Here is a 21,857-nt window from a genome sequence, read left to right on the forward strand (position 1 = left end):
AATGACGCAAGCTCTTGTCGACGTTGAAGATTTGGGCGCCCCCATCCCCCCGAAGGCGACTCAGCGCATTCGGCTCGGCAGCCTGCACGAGATTCGGGCCGAGCTTGCCCGGGTCTACCGCGATGCGCGTGCGCGCCGGCTGCCGATGGAGGATGCCACGAAGCTCACTTACATCCTCGTTCACCTGGCGCGCGTGACAGATCAGGCGACCGTCGAAGCCGAGATGTGCGAGATGGAGGATGCACTCAGGAAAGGAGCCCCCAATGGGCTGGAACACAAGGCGTAACCGCCTGCGGAAGATCAAAGATCACCTGCTGAACGTCGGCAGGCCTGTGGCGGCTGCGGAAGACAGCGAGAGCGCGCGGGCTGTCGAACGCGAAATCGCAGCGGGTGAGTTAGGCGCCTCGGCCTGTCTCGTGAGCGCATGCGGTTTCGATGTGTCGGATACAGCAGCCGGCTTCACGAAGCTGCACTCATTCCCGCGCGCCGAGTGGCCGGTGCTGTTCGATGAGGCCCGGGCGGGGATCCGGCGAACGTCGTCAGAGCGCGACACGCCGCGGCGCCTGGCAGCGCTGGAGGCGCTGATTGAGGCGGTGCGGGCGGCATAAGTCAGCCGCGGCCGAGCGAATGGGTCAGCAGTTCCTGATACCGCGGGTGATCACTGCCGGTCAGGCGGAACAGGTTCTCCATCGCGCGTTCAACGATGGCCGCTGCTTCCTGCTGGGCATCCCACTCGCGAGACTGGGCCTCGTCTGGGTCATCGTTGTGTCGGAGCCAGTTGAACGTTGAGCGAATAGCGTTGCGGGCTGCCTTCAGCGTCATCCGTTGATCGTTTGGAAAGAGGGCCGCTGTAACTTCGATGACGTGTCGCGCGATCTCTTCGCGTGCAGGCTCAGCGCCTGGCCGCTCGCGCTCCAAGAGCCCCCAATAGATATCCTCCGCGGATCCGCCCAGCACGATGGCCGTGATGGGGTCGGACTGGTCAAGTAGGGCGACCGCCGCCGCGTCCAAGAGGTGATCGGCCACCTGCCGTTTGGTCACGTTCATAGGGCCAAGCATAGGCGGCAGACGTTGGGTTCTGTTGGTGCCTCGGCATTCCACTCGGGGGCGTCTTCGGCGCTGCCCGTGCTAGCTCCTCGACCGTCTCGGGACACATTCGCACCTCGCACGTGCCTTCGACGCGCTCCGCATGCGGGTCGCGCTTCAGCGCCTCGGCTTCGGTGAACCTGCAGACGCTGCGCCGCACCCGGCCCCAGTCGTCGCGCATCTTCCAGAACCAGAATTCTGTCGCCTTCATGCCGGCGAGTCTCAGCCGCGCGTGGCTCATGGCGTGAGCTCCCCGCCGTCAGTACCATGCGACCACTACGAACGCCGAAAGGGAGGCGGTATGAGGCCAATCGACGGGCTCAAGGCGCTTGGCATCTACGCCTGGTTTGCAATCGATGCTGCCACGCTGGTGTATCTCGTGTTCTTCGATGGCACGCGCTACAACTGGTGGAACTGGATGATCATCATCCCCATCGACATCTTCCTCGCGACCATCTGGCCGGTTTACTGGATCTTCAAGCTGCTGCAGTAGCTATGGGAGCAGCTCTCATCACTGCTGCCGAGGTCGCGCGGCTGCTGGGTATCAAAGCTCGCACGGTCTATGACCTCGCCTATTCAGGCCGCCTGACCTGCTACCGCATCGGAGGCGCTGTGCGCTTTGACCCGGTGGACGTGGAGGCTTTCAAGCAGTCGTGCCGCGTTGACGCCCGACACCCGACGCCGCCGCGGTCAAGCCGCGCGGGTGTCAACCTGAGCGGCCTGCTTGCTGATCCGCACACTGATCTGATGCGCTTCTTCGAGAGTCGGGGGGTGAGGGTTCGGGCTGCACCGGTAACGGCGGCGAAGGGGAACAAGAAGGGGAACGCTGGCCGCTGAAACGTCGCAGCGCGAGCACTGGCGCGGCCTACATCGATTTGTTCAATCTCCATCAGCCCCAAAAAACATTAAGCCAATCAACGGCCCAGCGATTCAAACCGCTGGGCCGTTTTGCTTTTGGGAATCGAAGCGCTTTGATGAGCGCGGCACGCCCTCGACGGGCCAGCGCATCCGAAGGTCCGATGTGCCTTTTTTTGAAGCAGTGGACCTGGCGGCCTTGGCCGACAAGGGCTTAGGCGTGGGGTGCAGCGGTTATCAACAGAGTTGCCCACGAGGGGCGGGGACAAGACCGCACACGCCGGGTGCAGGCTGTCTCACATCGCCTGCCGGCCCGGCGCCTGGGCGAGCCGCATGCCTTCAGCACTTTGGCGTTTCTCGATGACGACGCGCGGCAAGCGGGCCACCTGCGAGGCGGCGGCAGGCCCGGCCTGGCTTGCCAGGCTCGAGCGCGTGGCGGTAGCGCCATCGTCCGCCATGTGATTGGCCAGGGCCATGCCGATCCCGGCGGCGGCCAGCACGGAGCCGAAGGCGAGTGCGAAGGTTTGGGCGGCGGTGTTCATGGTCGGGCGTGGCATCGAGCTAGGCGTGAGCATGAATGTCGCCGCGCGGCTGGGTCGCGGCGAGGGCCCGGCGACGGAATGCCGGCGCGGCCGGACGAACTGCGGCTGGCGAGGATGAGTGCCTGTGACGGCGCCGTCAGCGAACGTAGCTCAAGGGCAGGGCGGTGGTCAGCTTGAGTTCTTCCATAGCGAAGCTGGAACTGACATCGTGCAATTGCGTGCCCGCGATCAGCCGCTTGTAGACACGGTCGTAGGCGGCGATGTCGGGCACCACGACCCGCAGCAGATAGTCAACATCGCCGCTCATCCGGTAGAACTCGACGACCTCGGGGATGGCCTGCACCGTCGCCTTGAACGTGTCGAACCAGGCCTGGCTGTGCTGGTTGGTGCGCACCGACACGAAGACGGTCACCCCCACGTTCACCTTCTGTGCATCCAGCAGGGCCACCTGACGGGTGATCACGCCAGCCTCCTTCAGCCGCTGGATGCGGCGCCAGCAGGGCGTGGTGGACAGGCCCACCTGCGCGGCGATGTCAGCCACCTGCTGGGTGGCGTCTTGCTGCAGGATGTCGAGGATGCGCAGGTCGATGGAATCCAATTTCATGGCGCCGATCATACGTGGCATGCATTGCCAGAAATGGCTGAAAAATCATGCGCCGGTGAAATCGCGTACCTCGGCGGCGTAGGAACAATCGCCCCAATCCTTTTGCGCAGAGGCGCCCCCATGGAAATCTATCTCGATGCCAACGCCACCACCCCCGTCCTGCCGCAGGCCCGCGAGGCGGCGATGGCAGCCATGGCGGAAGACTTCGGCAACCCCAGCAGTGTGCACAGCACCGGGCTGAAGGCTCGCGCGTTGATGGATGGCGTGCGGGCGCGCGCCCGCCGCGTGCTGGGTGCCGGGCAGGGGCGGCTGCTGTTTCTGAGCGGCGCCACCGAGGGCATCCAGACCGCCGTGCTGTCCGCCCTGAGCGCGCTGCGCGATGCGGATCATCGGCCCGAACTCCTGCTCTACGGCGCGACCGAGCACAAGGCCGTGCCTGAGGCCCTCAAGCACTGGAATGCGCTGCTGGGCCTGAACCTGACCGTCCTGCCCATTCCGGTCGGCCGTGACGGCCGGCACGACCTCGCCTGGCTGCGCGCGCATGCCGCGCGGGCGGGCCTGGTGTGCACCATGGCCGCCAACAACGAGACCGGCGTCATCAGCGACCTGGACGGCATTGCCGCCGCGCTGGCGGGCAGCCCGGCGCGCTGGATGGTCGACGGCGTGCAGGCCCTGGGCAAGCTGCCGCTGAAGCTGGAAGAACGGCGCATTGACTACGCGCCGTTCTCGGGCCACAAGCTCTACGCGCCCAAGGGCATTGGGTTGCTCTACGTGCGCGAGGGGGCGCCGTTCACGCCCTTGCTGGCGGGAGGTGGGCAGGAAGGCGCCTGGCGCTCGGGGACTGAGAACATGTCAGGCATCGCGGCGCTGGGCGCGGTACTGGCAGCGCTGGAGGCGGGCGGCACGTTTTGCGACGCGGCCACGCTGCAGGCGCACCGTGATCGCCTGGCGGCGGCGCTGCAGGAGGCGTTTCCCGGGCTGCTCTTCAATGCTCCTACCGAGCTCTGCCTGCCCACGACCCTCAACTTTGCCGTGCCGGGCTTGAGCTCCAAGCTCTTGCTGGATCTGTTCGATGCCGCCGAGCTGCGCGTGAGCGGGGGCTCGGCCTGCAGCGCGGCCAAGGCGCAACCGAGCTATGTGCTGGAGGCGATGGGTCTGCCGGCGTGGCAGACGGCGGCCAGCGTGCGCCTGTCGTTCGGGCCTGTGGTGGACCGCAGCTTCATCGACGAGGCCTGCGCCCGCATCCGCGTCTGCGGAGAGTCCCTGCGCGAGAGTTGCCTGGACCCGAGTGCGCCGGGCCAGGCCTTGCCTGCCGACGGCCTCACACGCTTCGTGGTGGATGGTGCCTGCTGCTACCTGCTGGCAGATGCCAGCAGCCGCCGTGCGGTGGTGGTCGACCCGCTGCCCGAGTTGACCGAGCGGCTGGCCCAGTGGCTGCGCTGCCAGGGCTATGCGCTGGCCGCGGTGCTTGACACGCATAGCCACGGCGACCACGCCTCCTCGGCCGGTGACCTGTGGCAGGCCATCCAACACGAGGCGGGTTCGGTGGATGCACTCGGTTGGCCGCGTGATATCAAGCGCCTGGATCTGGGCGACCGCTGGCTCACGCGGTTGGCCCTGCCCGGCCACACGCAGGATTCGACCGCCTACCTGCTGCACGACGCCCGCGGACTGCGCTGGGCGTTCGTTGGAGACACCGTCATGCCCGGCGCGCTCGGGCGCAGCGACTTCGAGCAGAGCGCACCGCTGGCCTATGCCGACTCGCTGCTGCGCTTGCGCGAGGTGGTGGGCGAGCAGACGCTGCTGCTGCCCGGGCACGACTACGACGATCGCTTTGCGAGCACGCTGGCCGTGGAGCGCGAGGCGCAGCCGCTGCTGGCTGACGTGCTGGCCGGACGCATCGACGCCGCCGGCTTTGCCGCGGCCAAGGCGGCGCTGGAGCAAGACTTGGCGATGACCGCCTACCAGACAGTGGCTTGTGGTGCCCGGGTCGACAGCAGCTGCTCGCTGGCCGCCAGCGAGATCGGCCTGGCCGACCTGCAAGCGCTGGTGGCGCGCCACCCCGACCTGCTGCTCATCGATGTGCGCGAGCCCTACGAACAACGCCTCGGCCAGGCACCGCAACTCGGCACTCAGGTGCGCCGGCAGGCGGTGGCTTTGTCAGGCTTGCCGGAGGCGCTCGTGCAGTGGCAGTCGCTGCCTCCCGACACGCCCATGGTCTGCTTCTGCCGCAGTGGCAACCGCAGTGCGCAGGCCGCGCGGGCGCTGCGCCGGCTGGGGCATGCGCAGGCCTGGAGCCTGCGGGGTGGCCTGGCCTTGCTGCCGCGTGCGGCAGCGGCCGATGCAGCCCTGGCGATCTGATCGCACGAACAGCGCCGGCATGGCCTGCCAGTCTCCGCGATTGAAAACCGCTTTATGTCTGCCTCGACACACAGCCGATAAGAAGCCTTGACGGCTCCCTTCAAAGATGAGGTCACCCGCTGCCAGCCCGGCGCCGGGGTCTCTCAATCCATGAAGGAGTCGCCATGAGCACGATCAGCGGCCTGGGCGGTGTGAACCGAGCCTGGGACACCTCACAAAGCGGTGCCGCCCGCAAGGCTGAGCACGAAGCGCGCATGTTCGCCAAGGTGGACAGCGACGGCAGCGGCAGCGTCGACGCTACCGAGCTGGCCAGCATGCTGGAGCACACCGGCCAGTCCGGCGACAGTGCCGAGCTGCTGAAGAAGATGGACAGTGACGGCGATGGCAGTCTGTCGAGCGACGAGCTCAGCCAGGGCATGCGCGAGCTCATGCCGCCACCGTCTTCGACGGTGGCGTTCGCCCAGCAGCGCGGCGCGGCCAACGATGATGAAGACGTGTTCGCCTCGCTCGATACCGATGGCGACGGTCAACTCTCCCGGGCCGAGTTCGAGGCTGGCCGACCGGAGCAGGCGCAAGGTTCCGGCCGCATGGGTGGCCCGCCCCCGGGTGCAGGCGGGCCGCCGCCGACGACTGCGTCAGGCACGGCAAGCAGCAGCACGTCATCCACCTCGGCCACGAGCTATGACCCGTTGGACGTCAACCAGGATGGCACGGTGTCGCAAATCGAGCGCCTGGCGGGCGAACTGAAAGAACTGGCCAAGGCCGGCGCGGGCAGCGAGGCCAGCCAGGGCGCCAACGCCGAGATCGCAGCGCTCGCGCAAAAGCTCTACGACCAGATCAGCAAGAACTGGCTGCAGCCTGCGTCAGACACGACGAGCCTGAGCACCACGGCCTGATCCGCGTCGCTCAACCGCGCGGTCTGAGCTCGAGTGCTACGTGTTCAGCGAGGGCCAGCGCCGCCGTCAGCCCGGGCGACTCGATGCCGAACAGGTTGATCAGGCCAGGCTGGCTGCTGTCGATCAGAAAGTCGGCGGCCGGCTCGCCCGGGCCGCTGAGCTTGGGGCGTACGCCACTGTAGGCCGGCTGCAGGGCCCCAGGCGCCAGACCCGGCCAGTAATGGCGCACCTCGGCCTCGAACTGCGGCCCGAGAGCCGGGTCGACCGAGTAGTTCAGCGCGGCGGGATCGGTGTCGTCGAGCCATTGCACGTCAGGCCCGAAACGCGCCTGGCCGCCAAGGTCCAGCGTCAGGTGCACGCCCAGGCCGCCGTCGACCGGCAGCGGGTAGATCAGATGCTGGAAGGGCGCGCGCCCGGGCAGGGCGAAGTAGTGCCCGCGGGCGTAGCGTAGTTCGGGCGCGGGCGCACCCAGGGCCTGGGCGACCTGCGCGGCGTGCAGGCCGGCCGCGTTGATGACATGCCGGGCGACAAGGTCGAAGTCATCGGCGATGCGCAGGCGCCAGCCCTGGTCCAGGCGCTCGCCCGCGGTGACCGGGCTGGCCAGGGCCAGCGTCGCACCGTGGCGCTCGGCGTCGCCCAGCAGCGACGTCATCAGCCCATGGCTGTCGACGATGCCGCTGGACGGTGACAGCAGCGCACCCACCGCGCTCAGCTCAGGCTCCAGCGCGCTGACCTCCTCGCGGGTCAGCAGCTGCAGGTCGTTCACGCCATTGGCGGCACCGTTGGCTGCCAACTGAGCCAGGCGGGGCAGATCGGCCTCGCGCGTGGCCACCACCAACTTGCCACAGCGACGGTGCCCAAGGTTGCGGGCAGCGCAGTAGCCATAGAGCAGGCCCTTGCCCCGCACGCACAGCCGCGCCTTGAGGCTGCCCGCCGGGTAGTACAGCCCGGCATGGATGACCTCGCTGTTGCGCGAGGACGTCCCGGTGCCGAAGGCGCCCGCGCTTTCGATGAGGATGACTTCACGGCCCTGCTGGGCCAAGGCGCGTGCAATGGCCAGCCCCACCACGCCGGCGCCGATGACGGCGATCTCGATCTCTTCCATGGCCGGAGTGTGCCTGCGCGGAACGCTGAGCCCCGCGCCCCCCGGGCACCTTCGCGGGTCAGATCGGCTGGGTGCGCTCGTTCAGCCAGGCCAGCGCCGCGCCGGACACCTTGGGCGCTAGGCGTTCGCGCACCGTGGCGTGGTAGTCGTTGAGCCAGGCCACCTCGTCGGCCTGCAGCAGACCCTTGTCGATGCAGCGGGTGTCGATGGGGCAAAGCGTGAGGGTCTCGAACTCGAGCATCTCGCCAAAGGCGTTCTTCTCAGGCGTTTCGACAGCCACGTTGAGCACCAGGTTCTCGATGCGCACGCCCCAGAGGCCCGGGCGGTAGAGGCCGGGTTCGATCGACGTGATCATGCCCGGCTCCATGGCCATGGACGGCTCCGGGATGGCCTTGCTGATGCTTTGCGGGCCCTCATGAACGTTCAGGAAGTAGCCCACGCCGTGGCCCGTGCCGTGGCCGTAGTCCAGGCCATGGGCCCACAGCGGCGCGCGGGCGATGGCGTCCAGCATGGGGCTGAGCGTGCCGCGCGGGAAGCGGGTGCGAGACAGGGCCAGCGTGCCCTTCAGGACCAGGGTGTAGTCGCGCCTCTGTTCGGCGCTCACCTGGCCGATGGGCCAGACGCGGGTGATGTCGGTGGTGCCGCCCGGGTACTGGCCACCGGAGTCGATCAGCAGCAGGCCGTTGCCTTCGATCCGGGCAAACGACTCGGGCGTGGCCCGGTAGTGGGGCAGGGCGCCGTTGGCCATCCAGCCCGCAATCGTCGAGAACGACAGCCCCACGAAGCCGGCCCGCTTGCGCCGGGCGGCGGTGAGCCGGGTGTCGATGTCGAGCTCGGTCCAGGTGTCGCCGCGGGCGATGGAGGCCTCGAATTCGGCATAGAACTCGCACATGGCCGCACCGTCCTCGGCCATGGCTTCGCGGATGAAGCGGGCTTCTTCGGGCGTCTTGCGGCTCTTCAGCAGCGTGCTCGGGTTGATCTGCTCGACCACCGTCACCGCCGCGGGCACCGCCTCCCGCAGGCCGAGCGTCACGCGGCGCGGGTCGATCAGCAGCTTGGCTGTTGCGGGCAGCGCCTGCAGCGCCACGGCGGCCTGGGCATAGGGCACCAGCGTGATGCCGTCGGCGGCCAGGCGCGCGGCCAGGTCGGGCGGCACCTTGCCTTCGCCGATGAACAGGCGGCCGGCGCTGGCGTCCAGCAGCAGGTGGGCGATGAAGACCGGGTTGCATTCGACATCGCTGCCGCGCAGGTTCAGCAGCCAGGCGATGTCGTCGACCGTCGAGACCAGGTGATGCGTGGCCCCGACGCTGGCCATGGCCTTGCGCACGCGGGCCAGCTTGTCGGCGCGTGTCACCACGGCATGGGGCGCGGCGTGCTCGTAGACCGGTTCGGTCGGCAGGCCCGGGCGGTCGGTCCAGGCGGTCTGCAGCAGGTCCAGGTCGGTGCGCAATTCAACGCCCGCCCGCTTCATCGCCGCCCTCAGGGTGTTGGCCAGCGACAGTCCGAGCACCTGCCCGTCCACCGCCAGCACCTGACCCGGCTGCAGCTGCTGCGCGATCCAGTCGATGTAGTTCGTCGAAGCGCCGCTGGCCATCTTCTCAAGCTGGATGCCGCTGCCGGCGATCTGCGCCTCGGCCTGCGTCCAGTAGCGGCTGTCGGCGAAGAGGGCGGCGCGGTCTTGGGTGACGACCAGGCTGCCGACCGAGCCGGTGAAGCCCGACAGGTACTGGCGGCCTTGCCAGCGGTCGGGCAGGTATTCAGAGAGGTGCGGGTCGCTGGACGGCACGAACACGGCGTGCGCGCCCTGCGCGGTCATGGCGTCGCGCAGGCGGTCGATGCGCAGGCGGGTTTCGGAGGTGCGGGTGTCCATCGGGCGGACCTTGTCTCGGCTGAGTTGGACTGCCGATTTTAGGTTTCACCCCGTTTCGCCTTGCCGCCTCGGGGGCAGAAGACCCCCAACTTGAACTAGAGATCGGTGCGCAGCGTCCACAGTTCGGGAAAAAGCACCACGTCCAGCATCTTGCGCAGATAGCTCACACCGCCAGTGCCGCCCGTGCCCCGCTTGAAGCCGATGACGCGCTCCACCGTCGTCAAGTGGCGGAAGCGCCAGAGCCGGAAGGCATCTTCGAGGTCCACGAGTTCCTCGCCCATCTGGTAGAGGTCCCAGTGCGCCTGCGGGGCGCGGTAGACGGTCAGCCAGGCGTCCTTCACGCCGTCGCTGGCGACATGCGGCTGGGTCCAGTCACGCGCGAGGTTCTCGGCCGGCACGGCGATGCCGTGGCGGGCCATCAGGCGCAGCACTTCGTCGTAAAGAGACGGCGCCTCGAAGGCGGCCTGCACCTGGGCGAGCAACTCGGGTCGGTGCTCGTGGGGCTTGAGCATGGCTGGGTTCTTGTTGCCCAGCATGAACTCGATGCGCCGGTACTGCGCACTCTGGAAGCCGCTGCTCTTGGCCAGGTAGGGCCGGATGGCGCTGTACTCGGGCGGCGTCATGGTGGCCAGCACATCCCAGGCGTGCACGAGCTGCTCCATGATGCGCGACACCCGCGCCAGCATCTTGAAGGCCTCGGGCAGACGGTCCTGGGCGACGTTGGCGACGGCCGCCTGCAACTCGTGCAGCATCAGCTTCATCCACAGCTCCGAGGTCTGGTGCTGCACGATGAAGAGCATCTCGTTGTGGTCGGGCGAGAGCGGGTGCTGGGCGTTCAGGATGGCGTCGAGCTGGAGGTAGTCCCCGTAGCTCATGTCGCGCGAGAAATCGAGCTGCGCGCCGTGGTGTTCGATCGTCTGCGCCATGGGTCAGGTCACCTTGGCGCGGGAGGTGAACTGAGGCGCGTTCCACGAGCCACTTGCCACGATGTCGGCCAGCACGTCCACCGCGCGGGCCACGTCGGCAAAGCCGTTGTACAGCGGCGCAAAGCCGAAGCGCAGCAGCTCCGGCGTGCCGGCACGGAAGTCACCGATGACGCCGCGTGCGATCAGCGCCTGCATCACGGCGTAGCCGTCCACACCCTTGGGCAGCGAGAACGACGCCTGCGAGCCGCGCAGGGCGGCCTCGCGCGGCGTGGCGATGATGGCACCCGGCACGCGGGCTTCCACGCTGTCGATGAAGGCTTCGGTCAGGGCAAGTGACTTGGCGCGCAGGGCCTTCATGCCGCCGAGCTTCTGGGCCGCGTCGAAGACGTCGAGTGCCGTATCGAGCGCGGTCATGGACAACACCGGCGGCGTGCCGCACTGGTACTGCTGGATGCCCGGCGCGGGCAGGTATTCGCTGTCGAAGTCGAACGGATGGGCATGGCCCAGCCAGCCGGTGAGCGGCTGCCAGACCTGACCTTCGTGGCGCGGGTGCATCCAGACGAAGGCCGGTGCGCCCGGGCCGCCGTTGAGGTATTTGTAGCCGCAGCCGATGGCGAAGTCGGCCGCGCAGCCGAGCAGGTCGATGGGCACCGCACCGGCGCTGTGGGCCAGGTCCCACACGGCCAGCGCGCCGGCCTGGTGGGCCCAGCGGGTCAGCAGCCCCATGTCGTGCATGCGGCCGGTGCGGTAGTTGACGTGGGTCAGCATCAGCACGGCGCAGCGCTCGTCCATCAGGCCGGCGATTTCTTCCGGCGTTTCCGCCAGCACCAGCTCGCCGCCGTGGGCGCGGGCCACGCTTTGGGCGATGTAGTTGTCGGTCGGGAAATTGCTGCGCTCGCTGACGATCACACGGCGCTGGCCCTGCTGCAGCTGCAGCGCGGCATGCAGCACCTTGTAGAGGTTGACCGAGGTCGAGTCGGCCACGAGCACTTCGCCCGGCCGGGCGCCGAGCCAGGGGGCGAGCCGGTCACCGAGGCGACGCGGCAGGTCGATCCAGCCGGCGGTGTTCCAACTCTTGATGAGGCCCTGGCCCCACTCCTGGGTGACGGCGCTCTGGATGCGCTCCGGCGTGGCCTTGGGCAGCGCGCCAAGTGAGTTGCCATCGAGGTAGGTGATGCCATCAGGCAGCTGGAAGAACTCGCGCAGGCTGCGCAGGGGATCGGCGGCATCGAGCCGCTGGGCGTCTTCGAGATTCATGGCAGTTCCCTCAGGATGGCGCGCACCGGGCTGGCACAGGCGCCTTGGAGTTTGAGTGGCAGGGCGATCAATTCATAGTCACCGGCCGGCACGTCGTCCAGCACGAGGTTCTCCAGCACGCGCAGGTCGTGGCGGCGCAGTTGCTGGTGGCTGTCGAGCACCTTGGAGTCGGCCGGGTCGACGCTGGGCGTGTCGATGCCGATCAGGCGCACGCCGCGCTCGGCCAGCCATTGCACGGCGTCGGGTGCGTAGGCGGTGAAGTGGGGGTTCCACTGTGTGTCGGCACGCTCACAGGCCCGCACCAGCACCCGCGGCGGCAGGTCATGCTCCGCGTGGCGAAGGTGGTCGACCGTGATCAGGGGGGCGGCGCCGACGGCGTGGATGACGCGGCAACGGCCCAGGTAAGTGTCCAGCGGCACATCGGCGATGGCCGGCGCGTCGTTGGCGTAATGCAGCGGCGCATCGGCATGGGCGCCCACATGGGGCGACATCGTGATGGCGCTGAGGTTGACCGGGCAGCCCGGTGACAGCTGCGCGGTCCAGCGCAGTTGGTAGGGCTCGTCACCCGGAAAGATCGGGGCGTCGGGCGAAACGGTGGGCGAGATGTCCCAGAGGCGGAGTGAGCGAGGCATGGCGGGCGGCACCATAGCGTTGCCGGCGGGGTCGTGGTGTCGGTTTATTCCAACTCTGCCGCCGCTGTGCCTGCGCTTCAAGAGCTGTGTGCGTGTCAGCGCCGGAACTTGCCGCTTTCGTCGAGGATGGCGAGATCGACGTACTGCAGGCCGCTGTGGTCGTTGGCGCTGTAGCTGACCTCCAGGCCACCCAGGTCGTAGGCCTTCATGCCTTCGAGCGCATCCCGCAGAGACTGGCGGTTGATCTTCGGGCCGGCGCGCTTGAGGCCTTCCACCAGCACCTTGGCGGAGGCATAGCCTTCGATCATGCTGGGCGTCAGCTCCAGCTTGGCCTTGCGCGCACTCTCCTGGGCGTCCTTGATGATCGCCTTGGCAATGGATCGCTCCGGCGGGAACACCTGGCTCACGATGACCCCATGCCCCACCTTGCCCAGCGAATGGATGAAGCCCGACGAGGCATTGTTGGACAGCGTCACCAGTTGGGCTGTGGAGCCGGCTGCGCGGACGGCCTTCATGCCTTCAGAGACGGCCTCGCCGGTGCCGACGAACAGGACCGCCTGGGGGGATGCGGCGAGCACCCGGCTCACGACGGCCGGCATGTCGGGCTTCTCGCGCGGGTACTTCTGGTGCGCCACCGGCTGCTGCTTGGCCTTGGCCAATCCGGCCTGGGCGCCGGCGATGGCGTCGTCGCCGAAAGAGTCGTCCACCTGTACCAGCGCGATGCGGGTCACGCCGATGGAGCCGAGGTGCTCGATGGCCCGTTCCGCCTCGCGCTGATAGGAGGCCCGGACGTTGAACAGCCAGGGGTTGACCGGCTTGTGCAGCACCATCGCGCCGGTGGAGGGGGCGACCAGCGGGATCTTGTGCTCGGCCAGCAGCGGCAGCACGGCCTGGGTGTGCGGTGTGCCGCGGGTCAGGAAGAGGGCGACGGCGCCCTTGTCGATCAGCGCCTTGGCGTTGGCTGCCGCCAGCTTGGGGTCGAACTTGTCGTCAAGCGACTGAAGGTTGATGTGCTGGCCGTGCACACCGCCCGACGCATTCACCGCGTCGAAATAGAGCTTGGCGCCCTGAGTCACCTCTTTGACGCTGTCGGCGGCGGGCCCGGTGATGCCGGCTGTCTGGCCGACGAGCAACTCGGCCTGGGCGGTGCTGACCAGCCCCACGGTCAATGTGGCGATGCTCAGCCATCGCTGGGCGGTCGGGGTCATGAGAGCCATGGTGTTCTCCTTCTTGCGGCGGGGCCCGGCGTGGGCGTCGGAACGTGTCAGCGGCGGAACTTGCCCGTCTGGTCGATGATGGCCAGGTCCACGTAGTCCATGCCGCTGTGGTCGTTCGGGCCGTAGCCCACCTCGATGCCGCCAAGGTCGAACCGGCCGAGTCCTTCCAGGGCCTTCCTCAGGCTGTCTCGCGTGGGCTTGGGGCCGGCGCGCTTGAGGCCTTCCACCAGCACCTTGGCCGCCACATAACCCTCGACCATGCTGGGCGTCAGCTCCGTACTGGCCTTGCGAGCCAACTCCATGGCTTCCTTGATGATGGGCTTGGCAATGGAGCGCTCGTACGGGAACACTTGGCTCACGATGACGCCGTGGCCCGCATCGCCCAGGTCCTTGATGAAGCCGGCAGAGGCGTTGTTGGACAGAGTCACCATCTGGGCCGACGAGCCGGCGGCGCGAACCGCCTTCATGCCTTCGACGACGGCGGAGCCCGAGCCGATGAACATCACCGCCTGCGGCTGCGCGGCCAGGACCTTGGCGACGACCGGTGCCAGCTCAGGCTTGGCCCGGTCGAACTTTTCGTGGGCGACCGGTTGCTTGTTGGTCTTGGCCAGACCGGCCAACGCACCGGCCACCGCATCCTCGCCGAAGCTGTCGTTCACCTGCACCAGGGCGATGCGGTTGATGCCGATCAGGCTCAGGTGTTCGATGGCGCGCTCGGCTTCGCGCTGGTAGGTGGCGCGCACATTGAACAGCCACGGGTTGACCGGCTTGTGCAACACCATGGCGCCCGTGGACGGCGCCACCAGCGGAATCTTGTGCTCGGCCAGCAGCGGCATGATGGCCTGGGTGTGCGGCGTGCCGCGGTTCAGGAAGAGGGTGATCACGCCCTGGTCGATCAGGGTCTTGGCGTTGGCTGCGGCCAGCTTGGGGTCGAACTTGTCGTCCAGTGACACCAGCGTGATTTTCTGGCCGCCCACGCCGCCTTCGGCGTTGACGGCGTCGAAGTACAGGCGCGCGCCCTGCGTCACTTCCTTGACGCTGCCCGCCACGGCGCCGGTGATGCCGGCGGTCTGCCCGACGGTGATGTCGGCCTGGGCGCTGCCGAGCAGCCCCACGGCCAGCAAGGCGGTGGTGAGGAGTCGACGGGGCCGGAATGCGTTCATTGGTGTCTCCATGCAGTCCCGTCTCGCAGGGCGGACGGCGGTGTCTTCGGGGTAACCCGAATTCAAGCATGGCGGCAAGGGCTGGCAAGTGAGCGCAGGGCAGCCAGCCGCGCGGCGTGAGGAGAAGTGGGCAGAACGCACGGAGAAGTCTTCTCCAGGCGCAGCTTAGGGATGGACGCGCGAGGTCCTGGGCAGTCAGGCGCTCAGGCGCGCGGCCAGCAAGCGCTGTCGCAGGATGGGGTCGCCATCTCGCCGCCAGGCCGCGAAGACGGCGGAGTCGTCGATGCGGTCTGCCAGCGGCCGGAAACTGGCCCCCTGGATGCCGGCGCGCTGGAAGCCCGCCGGCACGATGCTCACGCCCAAGCCCTGCGCCACCAGCGACACCACGGAGAGCCAGTGCCGCCCCTCGTGTTGCAGGCGCGGGTGAAAGCCGCCTTGCTGACGGCAGATGTCGACGATGCGCGCGTGATAGTCGGGCGAGCCGCGCCGTGAAAACAGGATGAACGGTTGGTCGCTGAGTTCCGCCAGCGGCAGTTCGGCGCTGCCGGCCAGCGCATGCCCGGCAGGCAGGCAGGCCAGGAAGGGTTCGGTGTACAGCGGCTGGGACTGCAGCGTCGGTGGCAGGCGGTCGGTGTGCACCAGGCCGAGGTCGAGTTCATCCTGCAGCAGCGCATCAATCTGGTCCTGCGAGTTCAGCTCCACCACCACCACTTCCACGCGGGGCCAACTTGTCTGGAAGGCCCGCAGCCAGGCCGACAGCCCGTTGTAGAGCGTCGAGCCCACAAAGCCCACCCGCAGCCGCCCGACTTCCCCCGCTTGCACTTCGCGGGCCAAGGCGCAGGCCGCGTCCGCTCGTTCGAGAAGACCGGCCGCGTGGCCGCGAAAGGCCAGGCCGGCCGGGGTCAGGCGCACGCCCTTGCTGTCTCGATCGAACAGCCGCGCGCCCACGCTGGCTTCGAGCTGCTGGATGGCCACCGACAGCGGCGGTTGCGACATCGCCAGCCGCTGCGCGGCGCGGCCGAAATGCAGCTCCTCCGCCAGCGCCATGAAACAGCGCAGGTGGCGGAACTCAAGGGCGCGTGTCGAGCTGGGGTTGTCGATAGGCATGGCGAATCGTTGAAGCCGATTCTTGTATTGGACACGAATGGGTGGCGAGGGCAATACTCACGGCATTGCGCCCGGCGCCACGGCTGCCGGTGCCCCCCTTTCTCCGGAGACACGACATGGCCACCAAGGCGAGCTTTCACTGGGACGACCCGCTGTTGCTGAATGAGCAGCTGACGGACGAAGAGCGCATGGTGCGCGAGGCTGCGGCTGCCTACTGCGGCGAGCGCCTGCGGCCGCGCGTGCTGGAGGCCTTCCGCAAGGAGCAGACCGACGCCGGCATCTTCCGCGAGATGGGCGAGCTGGGGCTGCTGGGCCCGACCATTCCGGCCGAGTACGGCGGCGCTGGCCTGAACTATGTGAGCTACGGTTTGATCGCCCGTGAGGTGGAGCGGGTCGACTCCGGCTACCGCTCCATGATGAGCGTGCAGTCGTCCCTGGTGATGGTGCCGATCTACGAGTTCGGCAACGAAGCCACCCGTCGCAAATACCTGCCCAAGCTGGCCACGGGCGAGTTCATCGGTTGCTTCGGCCTGACCGAGCCCAATCACGGCTCGGACCCGGCCTCCATGGTCACCCGCGCCCGCAAGGTCGACGGCGGCTATGAGCTGACCGGCAGCAAGATGTGGATCACCAACAGCCCGATCGCCGACGTCTTCGTGGTCTGGGCCAAGGACGATGGCGGCCAGATCCGCGGCTTCGTGCTGGAGAAGGGTTGGGCCGGCCTGAGCGCGCCGGCCATCCACGGCAAGGTAGGCCTGCGCGCCTCGCTGACGGGCGAGATCGTGATGGACAAGGTGTTCTGCCCCGAGGAGAACGCCTTCCCCGAGGTGCGCGGACTGAAGGGCCCCTTCACCTGCCTGAACAGCGCCCGCTACGGCATCGCCTGGGGCGCGCTCGGTGCGGCCGAGGACTGCTGGCACACCGCGCGTCAATACACCATGGACCGCCAGCAGTTCGGCAAGCCGCTGGCGGCCAACCAGCTGATCCAGAAGAAGCTCGCCGACATGCAGACCGAGATCACCCTCGGCCTGCAAGGCTGCCTGCGCCTGGGTCGCATGAAGGACGAGGGCACCGCCGCGGTGGAGATCACGTCCATCATGAAGCGCAACAGCTGCGGCAAGGCGCTGGACATCGCCCGCATGGCGCGCGACATGCTGGGCGGCAACGGCATCAGCGACGAGTTCGGCATTGCCCGGCATCTCGTCAACCTGGAAGTGGTGAACACCTACGAAGGCACGCACGACATCCATGCGCTGATCCTCGGCCGCGCGCAGACGGGGATCGCCGCCTTCTGAGCCACGGGCACGTCGCTCGGGCCGGCCCGGTGGCGGTGACGAGCGTCGTGACTTGCGGCAGTCGCGCCGGAGCCCGTCATCCTGGCGGTTTGTTGCCCTCGGAGTTCCATCGATGACCTCCCGCCGACACGCGCTACTGGCCGCAGCCAGCCTGCCTGCCCTCACAGCTCACACCCCGGCCACCGCGGCGCCCGCCGCCTGGCCTTCGCCCGACGAGATCGCGCGGCGCGTGGAAGAGGTGAGGCGCACCGAGACCGCCTTCGCTGCAGCGTTCGCCGCCAGAGACCTGGAGGGCTTCCGGCGCTTCCTGGCGGCCGACACGATCTGGATGGACAAGGAAGCTTTGCACGGGCCGGACGCGGTCATGGCGGCTTGGCGGGCGCTCATCACTGCGCCCAAGCCGCCATTCAGCTGGTCGCCTGACCTGGTGCTCGTGCTGCCCAGTGGCGACCTGGCCCGCACCAGCGGCCCGGTGATGGCGCCGGACGGCAAGCTCGTTGCACGTTTCCAGTCCACCTGGCGGCGCACGCCAGCCGGGGCCTGGGAGATCGTCTTCGACTTCGGCGCGGATGTCTGTCGCTGATGCCGCTCAGCGGCCCGGCGTGAGCTGGATCTCGAACAGCTTGGGCCAGAGCTTGCCGGTCACAAACAGGCGCTTGCGGGCGGCGTCGTAGGCGATGCCGTTGAGCACATCGTCACTGCCGCGGCGCTGCGGCAGCAGGCCGCTGAGGTCGATCCAGCGGGTGACGACGCCGGTCTTGGGGTTGATGCGCGCGATGCGGTCGGTCTGCCAGATGTTGGCCCAGACCTCGCCGTCCACCCACTCCAGCTCGTTGATCATCTCCACAGGCTTGCCGTCGGCCGTCACGCGTACGCGGCGCATTTCCTTGAAGCTGGCCGGGTCGAGGAAGCGCAGTTCCGGCGTGCCGTCACTCATCACCAGCTCTCGTTCATTGCTCGCGATGCCCCAGCCCTCGCCGGGATAGCTGAACTTGCGCCAGAGCTTGAAGGTCTTGAGATCCAGCACGAAGGCGGTCTGTTCCTGCCAGGTGATGCCAATGACACGGTCGCCCCAGCGGGTGATGCCCTCGCCGAAGAACTCGTCGGGCAGGCCCACGGACTGCAGCACGCGCCCGGTCTCGATCTCGACCTTGCGGATGCTGGAGCGGCCGTGCAGGCCGGTGCTTTCGTACAGAAAGCCCTCGTGGAAGAACAGGCCCTGGGTGAAGGCCTCCGGGTCGTGCGGGTAGGCCTTGACCACCTTGAAGCCCTGCACCGGCGTGGCGGCGGCGGCCAGCGGCGCCATCGCAAGGCCCGCCAGGCCCGGCAGCGCGCTGAGGAGCCGGCGGCGTGAGAAATCGGGTATCGACGTCATCCCGGCAGCGTACTGCAAGCCGCCGCGCGAACCTGTCAGGCGCCCCCCAGCGACTTGAAGAGCGACGACTGCCGCAGCCACTGCGTCAGCCGCAGCCGGATCTCGGCCTGTTGCGCGTCCAGCAGGGCGCTGCGGGTCTGCAGCCAGTCGGCCCGCGCCACCGCGCCGACCTCGTAGCGCAGCTGTGCCAGGCGCTCGTTCTCAGTGGCCTCGCGCAGGCGGCCGGCGTTGGCCTGCCACTGCTGCGCGGCGCGTTCGGCCTCGATGCGCTGGCTCTCGATGTCGGCGAGTGCTTTCTGCAAGGTGTCGCGCAGGGTCAGCGCGGTGGTGTCGAGCTCGGTTCGCGCGCCTTCGCGTTGCAGGTCCAGGCGTTGCCAGTCGATCATCGGCACCACCAGATTGGCCGCAAAGGAAGCGAGCGGCTGGGCCAGCCAGTCGCTGGCCGTGGTGCCGCCGGTGCTGAGGCCGGCGGAGAAGGACAGCCTGGGATAACGCTCGGCCTCGCTGACCCGCAGCTTGGCCAGGGCTGCATCCACGCCCAGCCGGGCGCGCTGTACATCGGGCCGCTGGGCCAGTACGTCGGCCGGCGCTGCCAGGCGCCAGCGTGGCGGGGCCGCGGCCGGTAGCGTCGCGTCGGGCTGCGGGCCGGGCAGGGGCTCGTCGAGCAGCAAGGCCAGGATGTGGCGCTGCAGCTGCGCGTCCGCGGAGAGGTCGGCCAGGCGCGATTCGGCAGCCTGCAGATTGACCGCTATCTTGTCGAGCTCGATGGGCAGCAGCTTGCCCTCGCGCACCCGCTGGCGGGTGAGCTCGAGGGTCTCGCGCGTCAGCGTGATCTGGGCTTCGGCCAGCGGTCGCTGGGCCTGAAGCGCCGCGAGCGTCCAGTAGGCCTCGGCCACCTGGCTGCGGATGGACAGGCGTGCCGCGGCGATGTCGGTACGGGCGGCCTCGGCCTGGGCGCGCTGGGCCGCCGTCCCCTGGGCGAGGCGGTCCCAGAGGTCGAGCTCATAGCTGACGCCGACGGAAGCGCCATAGCTGCGGCTCCAACCGGTGGCCGTGGTCACGGGCACGGTCACGCCGCCGATGTCGACGTTGCGAGTGCTGCTTTGCGTCTGCACCGGGCGGCTGGCGTTGGCCGACACGCCGGCCGACGGCGACCAGCGCAGCGCGCTCTGCTCGACGAGCAGCTGCGCCTGCTTCCAGCGTTGCGCGGCAAGGGCGATGTCACGGTTGGCCGCCAGCGCGCGGGCCTGCAGGGCGGCGAGCTGTGGGTCGAGCAGGCCGGCCCAGTCGGGCGTGGCATCGCCCGGACGCTCGGCCCAGGCGGTAGGCAGGGCCAGGTCAGTCGTGGCCGGTGCCGCGGCCGGGCCGTGGGCGCAGCCGGTGATGCACAAGGCGGCCAGTGCGCAGGCCAGCGGTGTCAGAAGAGGCTTCATCGTTGTTCTACTCCCGCGCCAGGGCGTCCACGGGGCTGAGGGCGGCGGCGCGGCGGGCGGGCAGCGTGCCGAACACCAGGCCCACGCCGCTGGACACCGCGAAGGCCACGCCCAGGGCCGCCCAGCTGATGACGACGTGCAGGTGGTCCTGCGCCGCATTGACGCCCTGTGCCGCCAGCCAGCTCAGGGCCACGCCGACGAGGCCGCCGAGGCAGCACAGCACGACGGCTTCGATCAGGAACTGCAGCCGCACGTCACCCTGGCGGGCGCCGATCGCCATGCGGATGCCGATCTCGCGGGTGCGCTCCGACACCGAGACCAGCATGATGTTCATCACCCCCACGCCGCCAACCAGCAGCGAGATCGCCGCCACACCAGCAAACAGCGCGGCCATGGCGCTGGTCACGCCCTGGAACTTGCGGAACTCCTCTTCACCGTTCCACGTGCCGAAGTCCTCGCGGCCGTGCAGGGCCTTCAGGCGGTGGATGATCTGCTCGCGCACCTGTTGCGGCGGCACGGTCAGGTCGAGCAGCACGTCGAAGTTGTCGACATCGGCGCGGGCGTCGAGCTTGCGCGAGAAGGTGGTGTGCGGCAAGTAGAGCTGCCCGAGCCAGCTGCCGAAGCTGAACGCGCCGCCTTCGGGCGCCACCACGCCGACCACGGTGAACGGCAGGGCCGCCGTGGGCGGCGGTGCGGCGCCCGCGGCCGCCTGCGCGGAGGCGTCTGGCGCCATGCCCGGGTTCACGAAGATCAGCTTGCCGATGGGGGACTCGTTCTTCTTGAACAGGGCATCGCGTGACTTCTCGTCAATCACGATCACCTGGCTGCGCGACTCGAAGTCCATCGCGTTCAGGTAGCGGCCTTCGACCACCTTGAGCTTGCGGGCGCGCAGGGTGTTGCCATCGCCCCCAATGGCTTCCAGCATTGCGTCGCGCGACTGGTGGCGCGCGGTCAATTGCAGCTGGCGGTTCAAGGTGATGCCCTTGACGCCCGGCAGGGCGCGCAGCGAGTCGATCTCGTGCGGGCGGAAGGGCTGGGGCACGGTGCCCGGCGGCAGCGCCGGATTGCCGCGCCAGACCGGAATGCGGCCGGAGATGAGGCTGGAAAGATCGGTCTCGATCGAGGCCCGCGCGGCGGTGGTCAGCGCGACGATGCTCACCACCGACGCAATGCCGATGCTGATGCCCAGCATCGACAGCGCGGTGCGCAGCCGGTTGCCCTTCAGGGCCAGCAGGGCCGTCGTCACCGCTTCGCGCCATTGCACCTGCAGCCTTCGCAGCCGGCCGCCTTCCTTCACGGGGGGCGCGTCGCTGGGCAGCTCGCGCGGCGGCACGTGGCCGGCGGGTGTGCCGTTGTCGGCCACGACCTTGCCGTCGCGCAGCTCGATCACACGGTGTGCGTGCGCCGCCACGGCGGCATCGTGCGTCACCAGGATGATGGTGTGGCCGCGTTCGTTGAGCTCGCGCAGCAGGCGAAGCATCTCGGCGCCGGAGGCCGAGTCCAGCGCACCTGTAGGTTCGTCGGCCAGGATGATCTGCCCGCCGTTCATCAGCGCGCGGGCAATGGATACGCGCTGCTGCTGGCCGCCGGAGAGCTCATTGGGCCGGTGATGCAGTCGCTCGCCCAGCCCGAGGCGCTGGAGCAGGGCGCGGGCGCGTTCGCCGCGCGGGCCGGGGCCGACGCCTGCATACACGGCCGGCAGTGCGGCGTTCGCTCGCGCGTCCAGGTGCGGCAGCAGGTGGTAGCGCTGGAAGATGAAGCCGAAGCGCTCCCGGCGCAGCGCCGCGAGGTCATCGGCACCCAGGGTGCCGGCATCGCGGCCGTCGATCAGGAAGCGGCCGCGCGTGGGGTTGTCCAGGCAGCCCAGCACGTTCATCAGCGTGCTCTTGCCCGAGCCTGACTGGCCCATGATGGCAACGAACTCGCCCGCCTCGATGGACAGGCTGACACCGTCCAGCGCGGGCACATCGATCTCGCCCAGCTGGTAGTGCCGGGCGACGTCCTTCAGCTCGATCAGGGCCATGTCAGCGCCGCCCGGCCGCCCGAAGGCGCTGAAGCGCCCCCTCGGGGGGCAAGGAGCAAAGCGAACGTGGGGGCTTCATGTGACGCCGCCCGGCCGCCCGAAGGCGCTGA

At 68.6% G+C, this 21,857-nt stretch carries 22 protein-coding genes; 8 read left to right on the forward strand and 14 right to left on the reverse strand.

The features are described from left to right. The first annotated feature begins 1 nt into the window (after position 1). Positions 2–286 carry a hypothetical protein gene (locus CDO81_RS19665; protein WP_088484929.1) on the forward strand — a complete coding sequence of 95 codons (285 nt, stop codon included), beginning with the start codon at positions 2–4 and terminating at the stop codon, positions 284–286. Beyond that, positions 264–608, forward strand: coding sequence for a hypothetical protein (locus CDO81_RS19670; RefSeq protein ID WP_144397316.1), 345 nt, complete (start codon positions 264–266; stop codon positions 606–608). The genes CDO81_RS19665 and CDO81_RS19670 overlap by 23 nt, the downstream gene beginning before the upstream one ends. Before the next feature lies 1 nt (position 609). On the opposite strand, the gene CDO81_RS19675 is transcribed toward CDO81_RS19670, so the two are convergent. Further along, on the reverse strand, positions 610–1,047 hold the full coding sequence (locus CDO81_RS19675; protein WP_088484931.1) for a hypothetical protein: 438 nt from the start codon (positions 1,045–1,047) through the stop codon (positions 610–612). 340 nt (positions 1,048–1,387) lie between these two features. On the opposite strand from CDO81_RS19675, the gene CDO81_RS28195 reads away from it, so the two are divergent. Both CDO81_RS28195 and CDO81_RS28200 read left to right on the forward strand, forming a co-directional pair. Continuing rightward, positions 1,388–1,579 carry a hypothetical protein gene (locus CDO81_RS28195; RefSeq protein ID WP_158218353.1) on the forward strand — a complete coding sequence of 64 codons (192 nt, stop codon included), beginning with the start codon at positions 1,388–1,390 and terminating at the stop codon, positions 1,577–1,579. A 2-nt stretch (positions 1,580–1,581) separates the two neighbouring features. Then, positions 1,582–1,923: a helix-turn-helix domain-containing protein gene (locus tag CDO81_RS28200; RefSeq protein WP_158218354.1), complete on the forward strand. Its 342-nt coding sequence runs from the start codon at positions 1,582–1,584 to the stop codon at positions 1,921–1,923. 314 nt (positions 1,924–2,237) lie between these two features. Here CDO81_RS28200 and CDO81_RS19685 read toward each other — a convergent pair whose 3' ends face one another. Next, a complete protein-coding gene (locus tag CDO81_RS19685; RefSeq protein WP_088484933.1) occupies positions 2,238–2,483 on the reverse strand; it encodes a hypothetical protein in 246 nt (81 codons plus the stop codon). A gap of 136 nt (positions 2,484–2,619) precedes the next feature. Then, the gene (locus tag CDO81_RS19690; protein ID WP_420893082.1) at positions 2,620–3,087 is read right to left on the reverse strand and encodes an Lrp/AsnC family transcriptional regulator; all 468 of its coding nucleotides are present in this window, start codon (positions 3,085–3,087) and stop codon (positions 2,620–2,622) included. Positions 3,088–3,207: 120 nt separating this feature from the next. Here CDO81_RS19690 and CDO81_RS19695 point away from each other — a divergent pair, with 120 nt between their 5' ends. Then, positions 3,208–5,448, forward strand: a complete 2,241-nt coding sequence (locus CDO81_RS19695; RefSeq protein WP_088484935.1) for an aminotransferase class V-fold PLP-dependent enzyme — start codon at positions 3,208–3,210, stop codon at positions 5,446–5,448. 164 nt (positions 5,449–5,612) lie between these two features. Next, entirely contained in the window at positions 5,613–6,344 is a 732-nt protein-coding gene (gene xopAW / locus CDO81_RS19700) for an EF-hand domain-containing protein (protein WP_088484936.1), read from the forward strand. A 10-nt stretch (positions 6,345–6,354) separates the two neighbouring features. Here the strand turns inward: xopAW and CDO81_RS19705 are convergent, their stop codons facing one another. The 8 genes from CDO81_RS19705 to CDO81_RS19740 form a co-directional block, all read right to left on the reverse strand. Beyond that, positions 6,355–7,449 (reverse strand): NAD(P)/FAD-dependent oxidoreductase, encoded by a 1,095-nt coding sequence (locus tag CDO81_RS19705; protein ID WP_088484937.1) that lies wholly within the window; start codon positions 7,447–7,449, stop codon positions 6,355–6,357. A 58-nt stretch (positions 7,450–7,507) separates the two neighbouring features. Then, positions 7,508–9,319, reverse strand: coding sequence for an aminopeptidase P family protein (locus tag CDO81_RS19710; RefSeq protein WP_088484938.1), 1,812 nt, complete (start codon positions 9,317–9,319; stop codon positions 7,508–7,510). A gap of 95 nt (positions 9,320–9,414) precedes the next feature. Beyond that, positions 9,415–10,245, reverse strand: coding sequence for a tryptophan 2,3-dioxygenase (gene kynA, locus CDO81_RS19715; RefSeq protein ID WP_088484939.1), 831 nt, complete (start codon positions 10,243–10,245; stop codon positions 9,415–9,417). A 3-nt stretch (positions 10,246–10,248) separates the two neighbouring features. Next, positions 10,249–11,502, reverse strand: a complete 1,254-nt coding sequence (kynU, locus tag CDO81_RS19720) for a kynureninase (protein ID WP_088484940.1) — start codon at positions 11,500–11,502, stop codon at positions 10,249–10,251. Beyond that, complete coding sequence (gene kynB, locus CDO81_RS19725) at positions 11,499–12,134, reverse strand: arylformamidase (RefSeq protein ID WP_088485037.1); 636 nt, start codon at positions 12,132–12,134, stop codon at positions 11,499–11,501. Before kynB ends, kynU begins: the two co-directional genes overlap by 4 nt. A 95-nt stretch (positions 12,135–12,229) precedes the next feature. Beyond that, positions 12,230–13,342: an ABC transporter substrate-binding protein gene (locus tag CDO81_RS19730; protein WP_088485038.1), complete on the reverse strand. Its 1,113-nt coding sequence runs from the start codon at positions 13,340–13,342 to the stop codon at positions 12,230–12,232. A gap of 56 nt (positions 13,343–13,398) precedes the next feature. Further along, positions 13,399–14,514: an ABC transporter substrate-binding protein gene (locus CDO81_RS19735; RefSeq protein ID WP_088484941.1), complete on the reverse strand. Its 1,116-nt coding sequence runs from the start codon at positions 14,512–14,514 to the stop codon at positions 13,399–13,401. Positions 14,515–14,709: 195 nt separating this feature from the next. Continuing rightward, positions 14,710–15,621, reverse strand: a complete 912-nt coding sequence (locus CDO81_RS19740) for a LysR family transcriptional regulator (RefSeq protein WP_088484942.1) — start codon at positions 15,619–15,621, stop codon at positions 14,710–14,712. 116 nt (positions 15,622–15,737) lie between these two features. Between CDO81_RS19740 and CDO81_RS19745 the strand changes: the two genes are divergently transcribed. After that, positions 15,738–16,916, forward strand: coding sequence for an acyl-CoA dehydrogenase (locus tag CDO81_RS19745; RefSeq protein WP_088484943.1), 1,179 nt, complete (start codon positions 15,738–15,740; stop codon positions 16,914–16,916). Positions 16,917–17,028: 112 nt separating this feature from the next. After that, on the forward strand, positions 17,029–17,499 hold the full coding sequence (locus CDO81_RS19750) for a YybH family protein (RefSeq protein ID WP_088484944.1): 471 nt from the start codon (positions 17,029–17,031) through the stop codon (positions 17,497–17,499). A 6-nt stretch (positions 17,500–17,505) separates the two neighbouring features. Here the strand turns inward: CDO81_RS19750 and CDO81_RS19755 are convergent, their stop codons facing one another. The 3 genes from CDO81_RS19755 to CDO81_RS19765 are packed head-to-tail and all read right to left on the reverse strand — an operon-like array spanning position 17,506 to position 21,747. Then, entirely contained in the window at positions 17,506–18,291 is a 786-nt protein-coding gene (locus CDO81_RS19755; protein WP_193466522.1) for a glutaminyl-peptide cyclotransferase, read from the reverse strand. Positions 18,292–18,326: 35 nt separating this feature from the next. Then, entirely contained in the window at positions 18,327–19,724 is a 1,398-nt protein-coding gene (locus tag CDO81_RS19760) for a TolC family protein (RefSeq protein WP_088484945.1), read from the reverse strand. Positions 19,725–19,731: 7 nt separating this feature from the next. After that, entirely contained in the window at positions 19,732–21,747 is a 2,016-nt protein-coding gene (locus CDO81_RS19765; RefSeq protein WP_088484946.1) for an ATP-binding cassette domain-containing protein, read from the reverse strand. Positions 21,748–21,857 lie beyond the last annotated feature (110 nt).

The organism is Roseateles puraquae, from assembly GCF_002205845.1.
GTDB classification, from domain to species: Bacteria; Pseudomonadota; Gammaproteobacteria; order Burkholderiales; family Burkholderiaceae_C; genus Pelomonas; species Pelomonas puraquae.

Coding starts and splice junctions, on each gene's coding strand:
- CDO81_RS19745 (WP_088484943.1), top strand. CDS start 15,738: ATGGCCACCAAGGCGAGCTTTCACTGGGACGACCCGCTGTTGCTGAAT.
- CDO81_RS19740 (WP_088484942.1), bottom strand. CDS start 15,621: ATGCCTATCGACAACCCCAGCTCGACACGCGCCCTTGAGTTCCGCCAC.
- CDO81_RS19755 (WP_193466522.1), bottom strand. CDS start 18,291: ATGACGTCGATACCCGATTTCTCACGCCGCCGGCTCCTCAGCGCGCTG.
- CDO81_RS19710 (WP_088484938.1), bottom strand. CDS start 9,319: ATGGACACCCGCACCTCCGAAACCCGCCTGCGCATCGACCGCCTGCGC.
- CDO81_RS19675 (WP_088484931.1), bottom strand. CDS start 1,047: ATGAACGTGACCAAACGGCAGGTGGCCGATCACCTCTTGGACGCGGCG.
- CDO81_RS19665 (WP_088484929.1), top strand. CDS start 2: ATGACGCAAGCTCTTGTCGACGTTGAAGATTTGGGCGCCCCCATCCCC.
- CDO81_RS19690 (WP_420893082.1), bottom strand. CDS start 3,087: ATGAAATTGGATTCCATCGACCTGCGCATCCTCGACATCCTGCAGCAA.
- kynB (WP_088485037.1), bottom strand. CDS start 12,134: ATGCCTCGCTCACTCCGCCTCTGGGACATCTCGCCCACCGTTTCGCCC.
- CDO81_RS19695 (WP_088484935.1), top strand. CDS start 3,208: ATGGAAATCTATCTCGATGCCAACGCCACCACCCCCGTCCTGCCGCAG.
- CDO81_RS19735 (WP_088484941.1), bottom strand. CDS start 14,514: ATGAACGCATTCCGGCCCCGTCGACTCCTCACCACCGCCTTGCTGGCC.
- CDO81_RS19765 (WP_088484946.1), bottom strand. CDS start 21,747: ATGGCCCTGATCGAGCTGAAGGACGTCGCCCGGCACTACCAGCTGGGC.
- kynA (WP_088484939.1), bottom strand. CDS start 10,245: ATGGCGCAGACGATCGAACACCACGGCGCGCAGCTCGATTTCTCGCGC.
- CDO81_RS19760 (WP_088484945.1), bottom strand. CDS start 19,724: ATGAAGCCTCTTCTGACACCGCTGGCCTGCGCACTGGCCGCCTTGTGC.
- CDO81_RS19670 (WP_144397316.1), top strand. CDS start 264: ATGGGCTGGAACACAAGGCGTAACCGCCTGCGGAAGATCAAAGATCAC.
- CDO81_RS28195 (WP_158218353.1), top strand. CDS start 1,388: ATGAGGCCAATCGACGGGCTCAAGGCGCTTGGCATCTACGCCTGGTTT.
- CDO81_RS19730 (WP_088485038.1), bottom strand. CDS start 13,342: ATGACCCCGACCGCCCAGCGATGGCTGAGCATCGCCACATTGACCGTG.
- xopAW (WP_088484936.1), top strand. CDS start 5,613: ATGAGCACGATCAGCGGCCTGGGCGGTGTGAACCGAGCCTGGGACACC.
- CDO81_RS19685 (WP_088484933.1), bottom strand. CDS start 2,483: ATGAACACCGCCGCCCAAACCTTCGCACTCGCCTTCGGCTCCGTGCTG.
- CDO81_RS19705 (WP_088484937.1), bottom strand. CDS start 7,449: ATGGAAGAGATCGAGATCGCCGTCATCGGCGCCGGCGTGGTGGGGCTG.
- CDO81_RS28200 (WP_158218354.1), top strand. CDS start 1,582: ATGGGAGCAGCTCTCATCACTGCTGCCGAGGTCGCGCGGCTGCTGGGT.
- CDO81_RS19750 (WP_088484944.1), top strand. CDS start 17,029: ATGACCTCCCGCCGACACGCGCTACTGGCCGCAGCCAGCCTGCCTGCC.
- kynU (WP_088484940.1), bottom strand. CDS start 11,502: ATGAATCTCGAAGACGCCCAGCGGCTCGATGCCGCCGATCCCCTGCGC.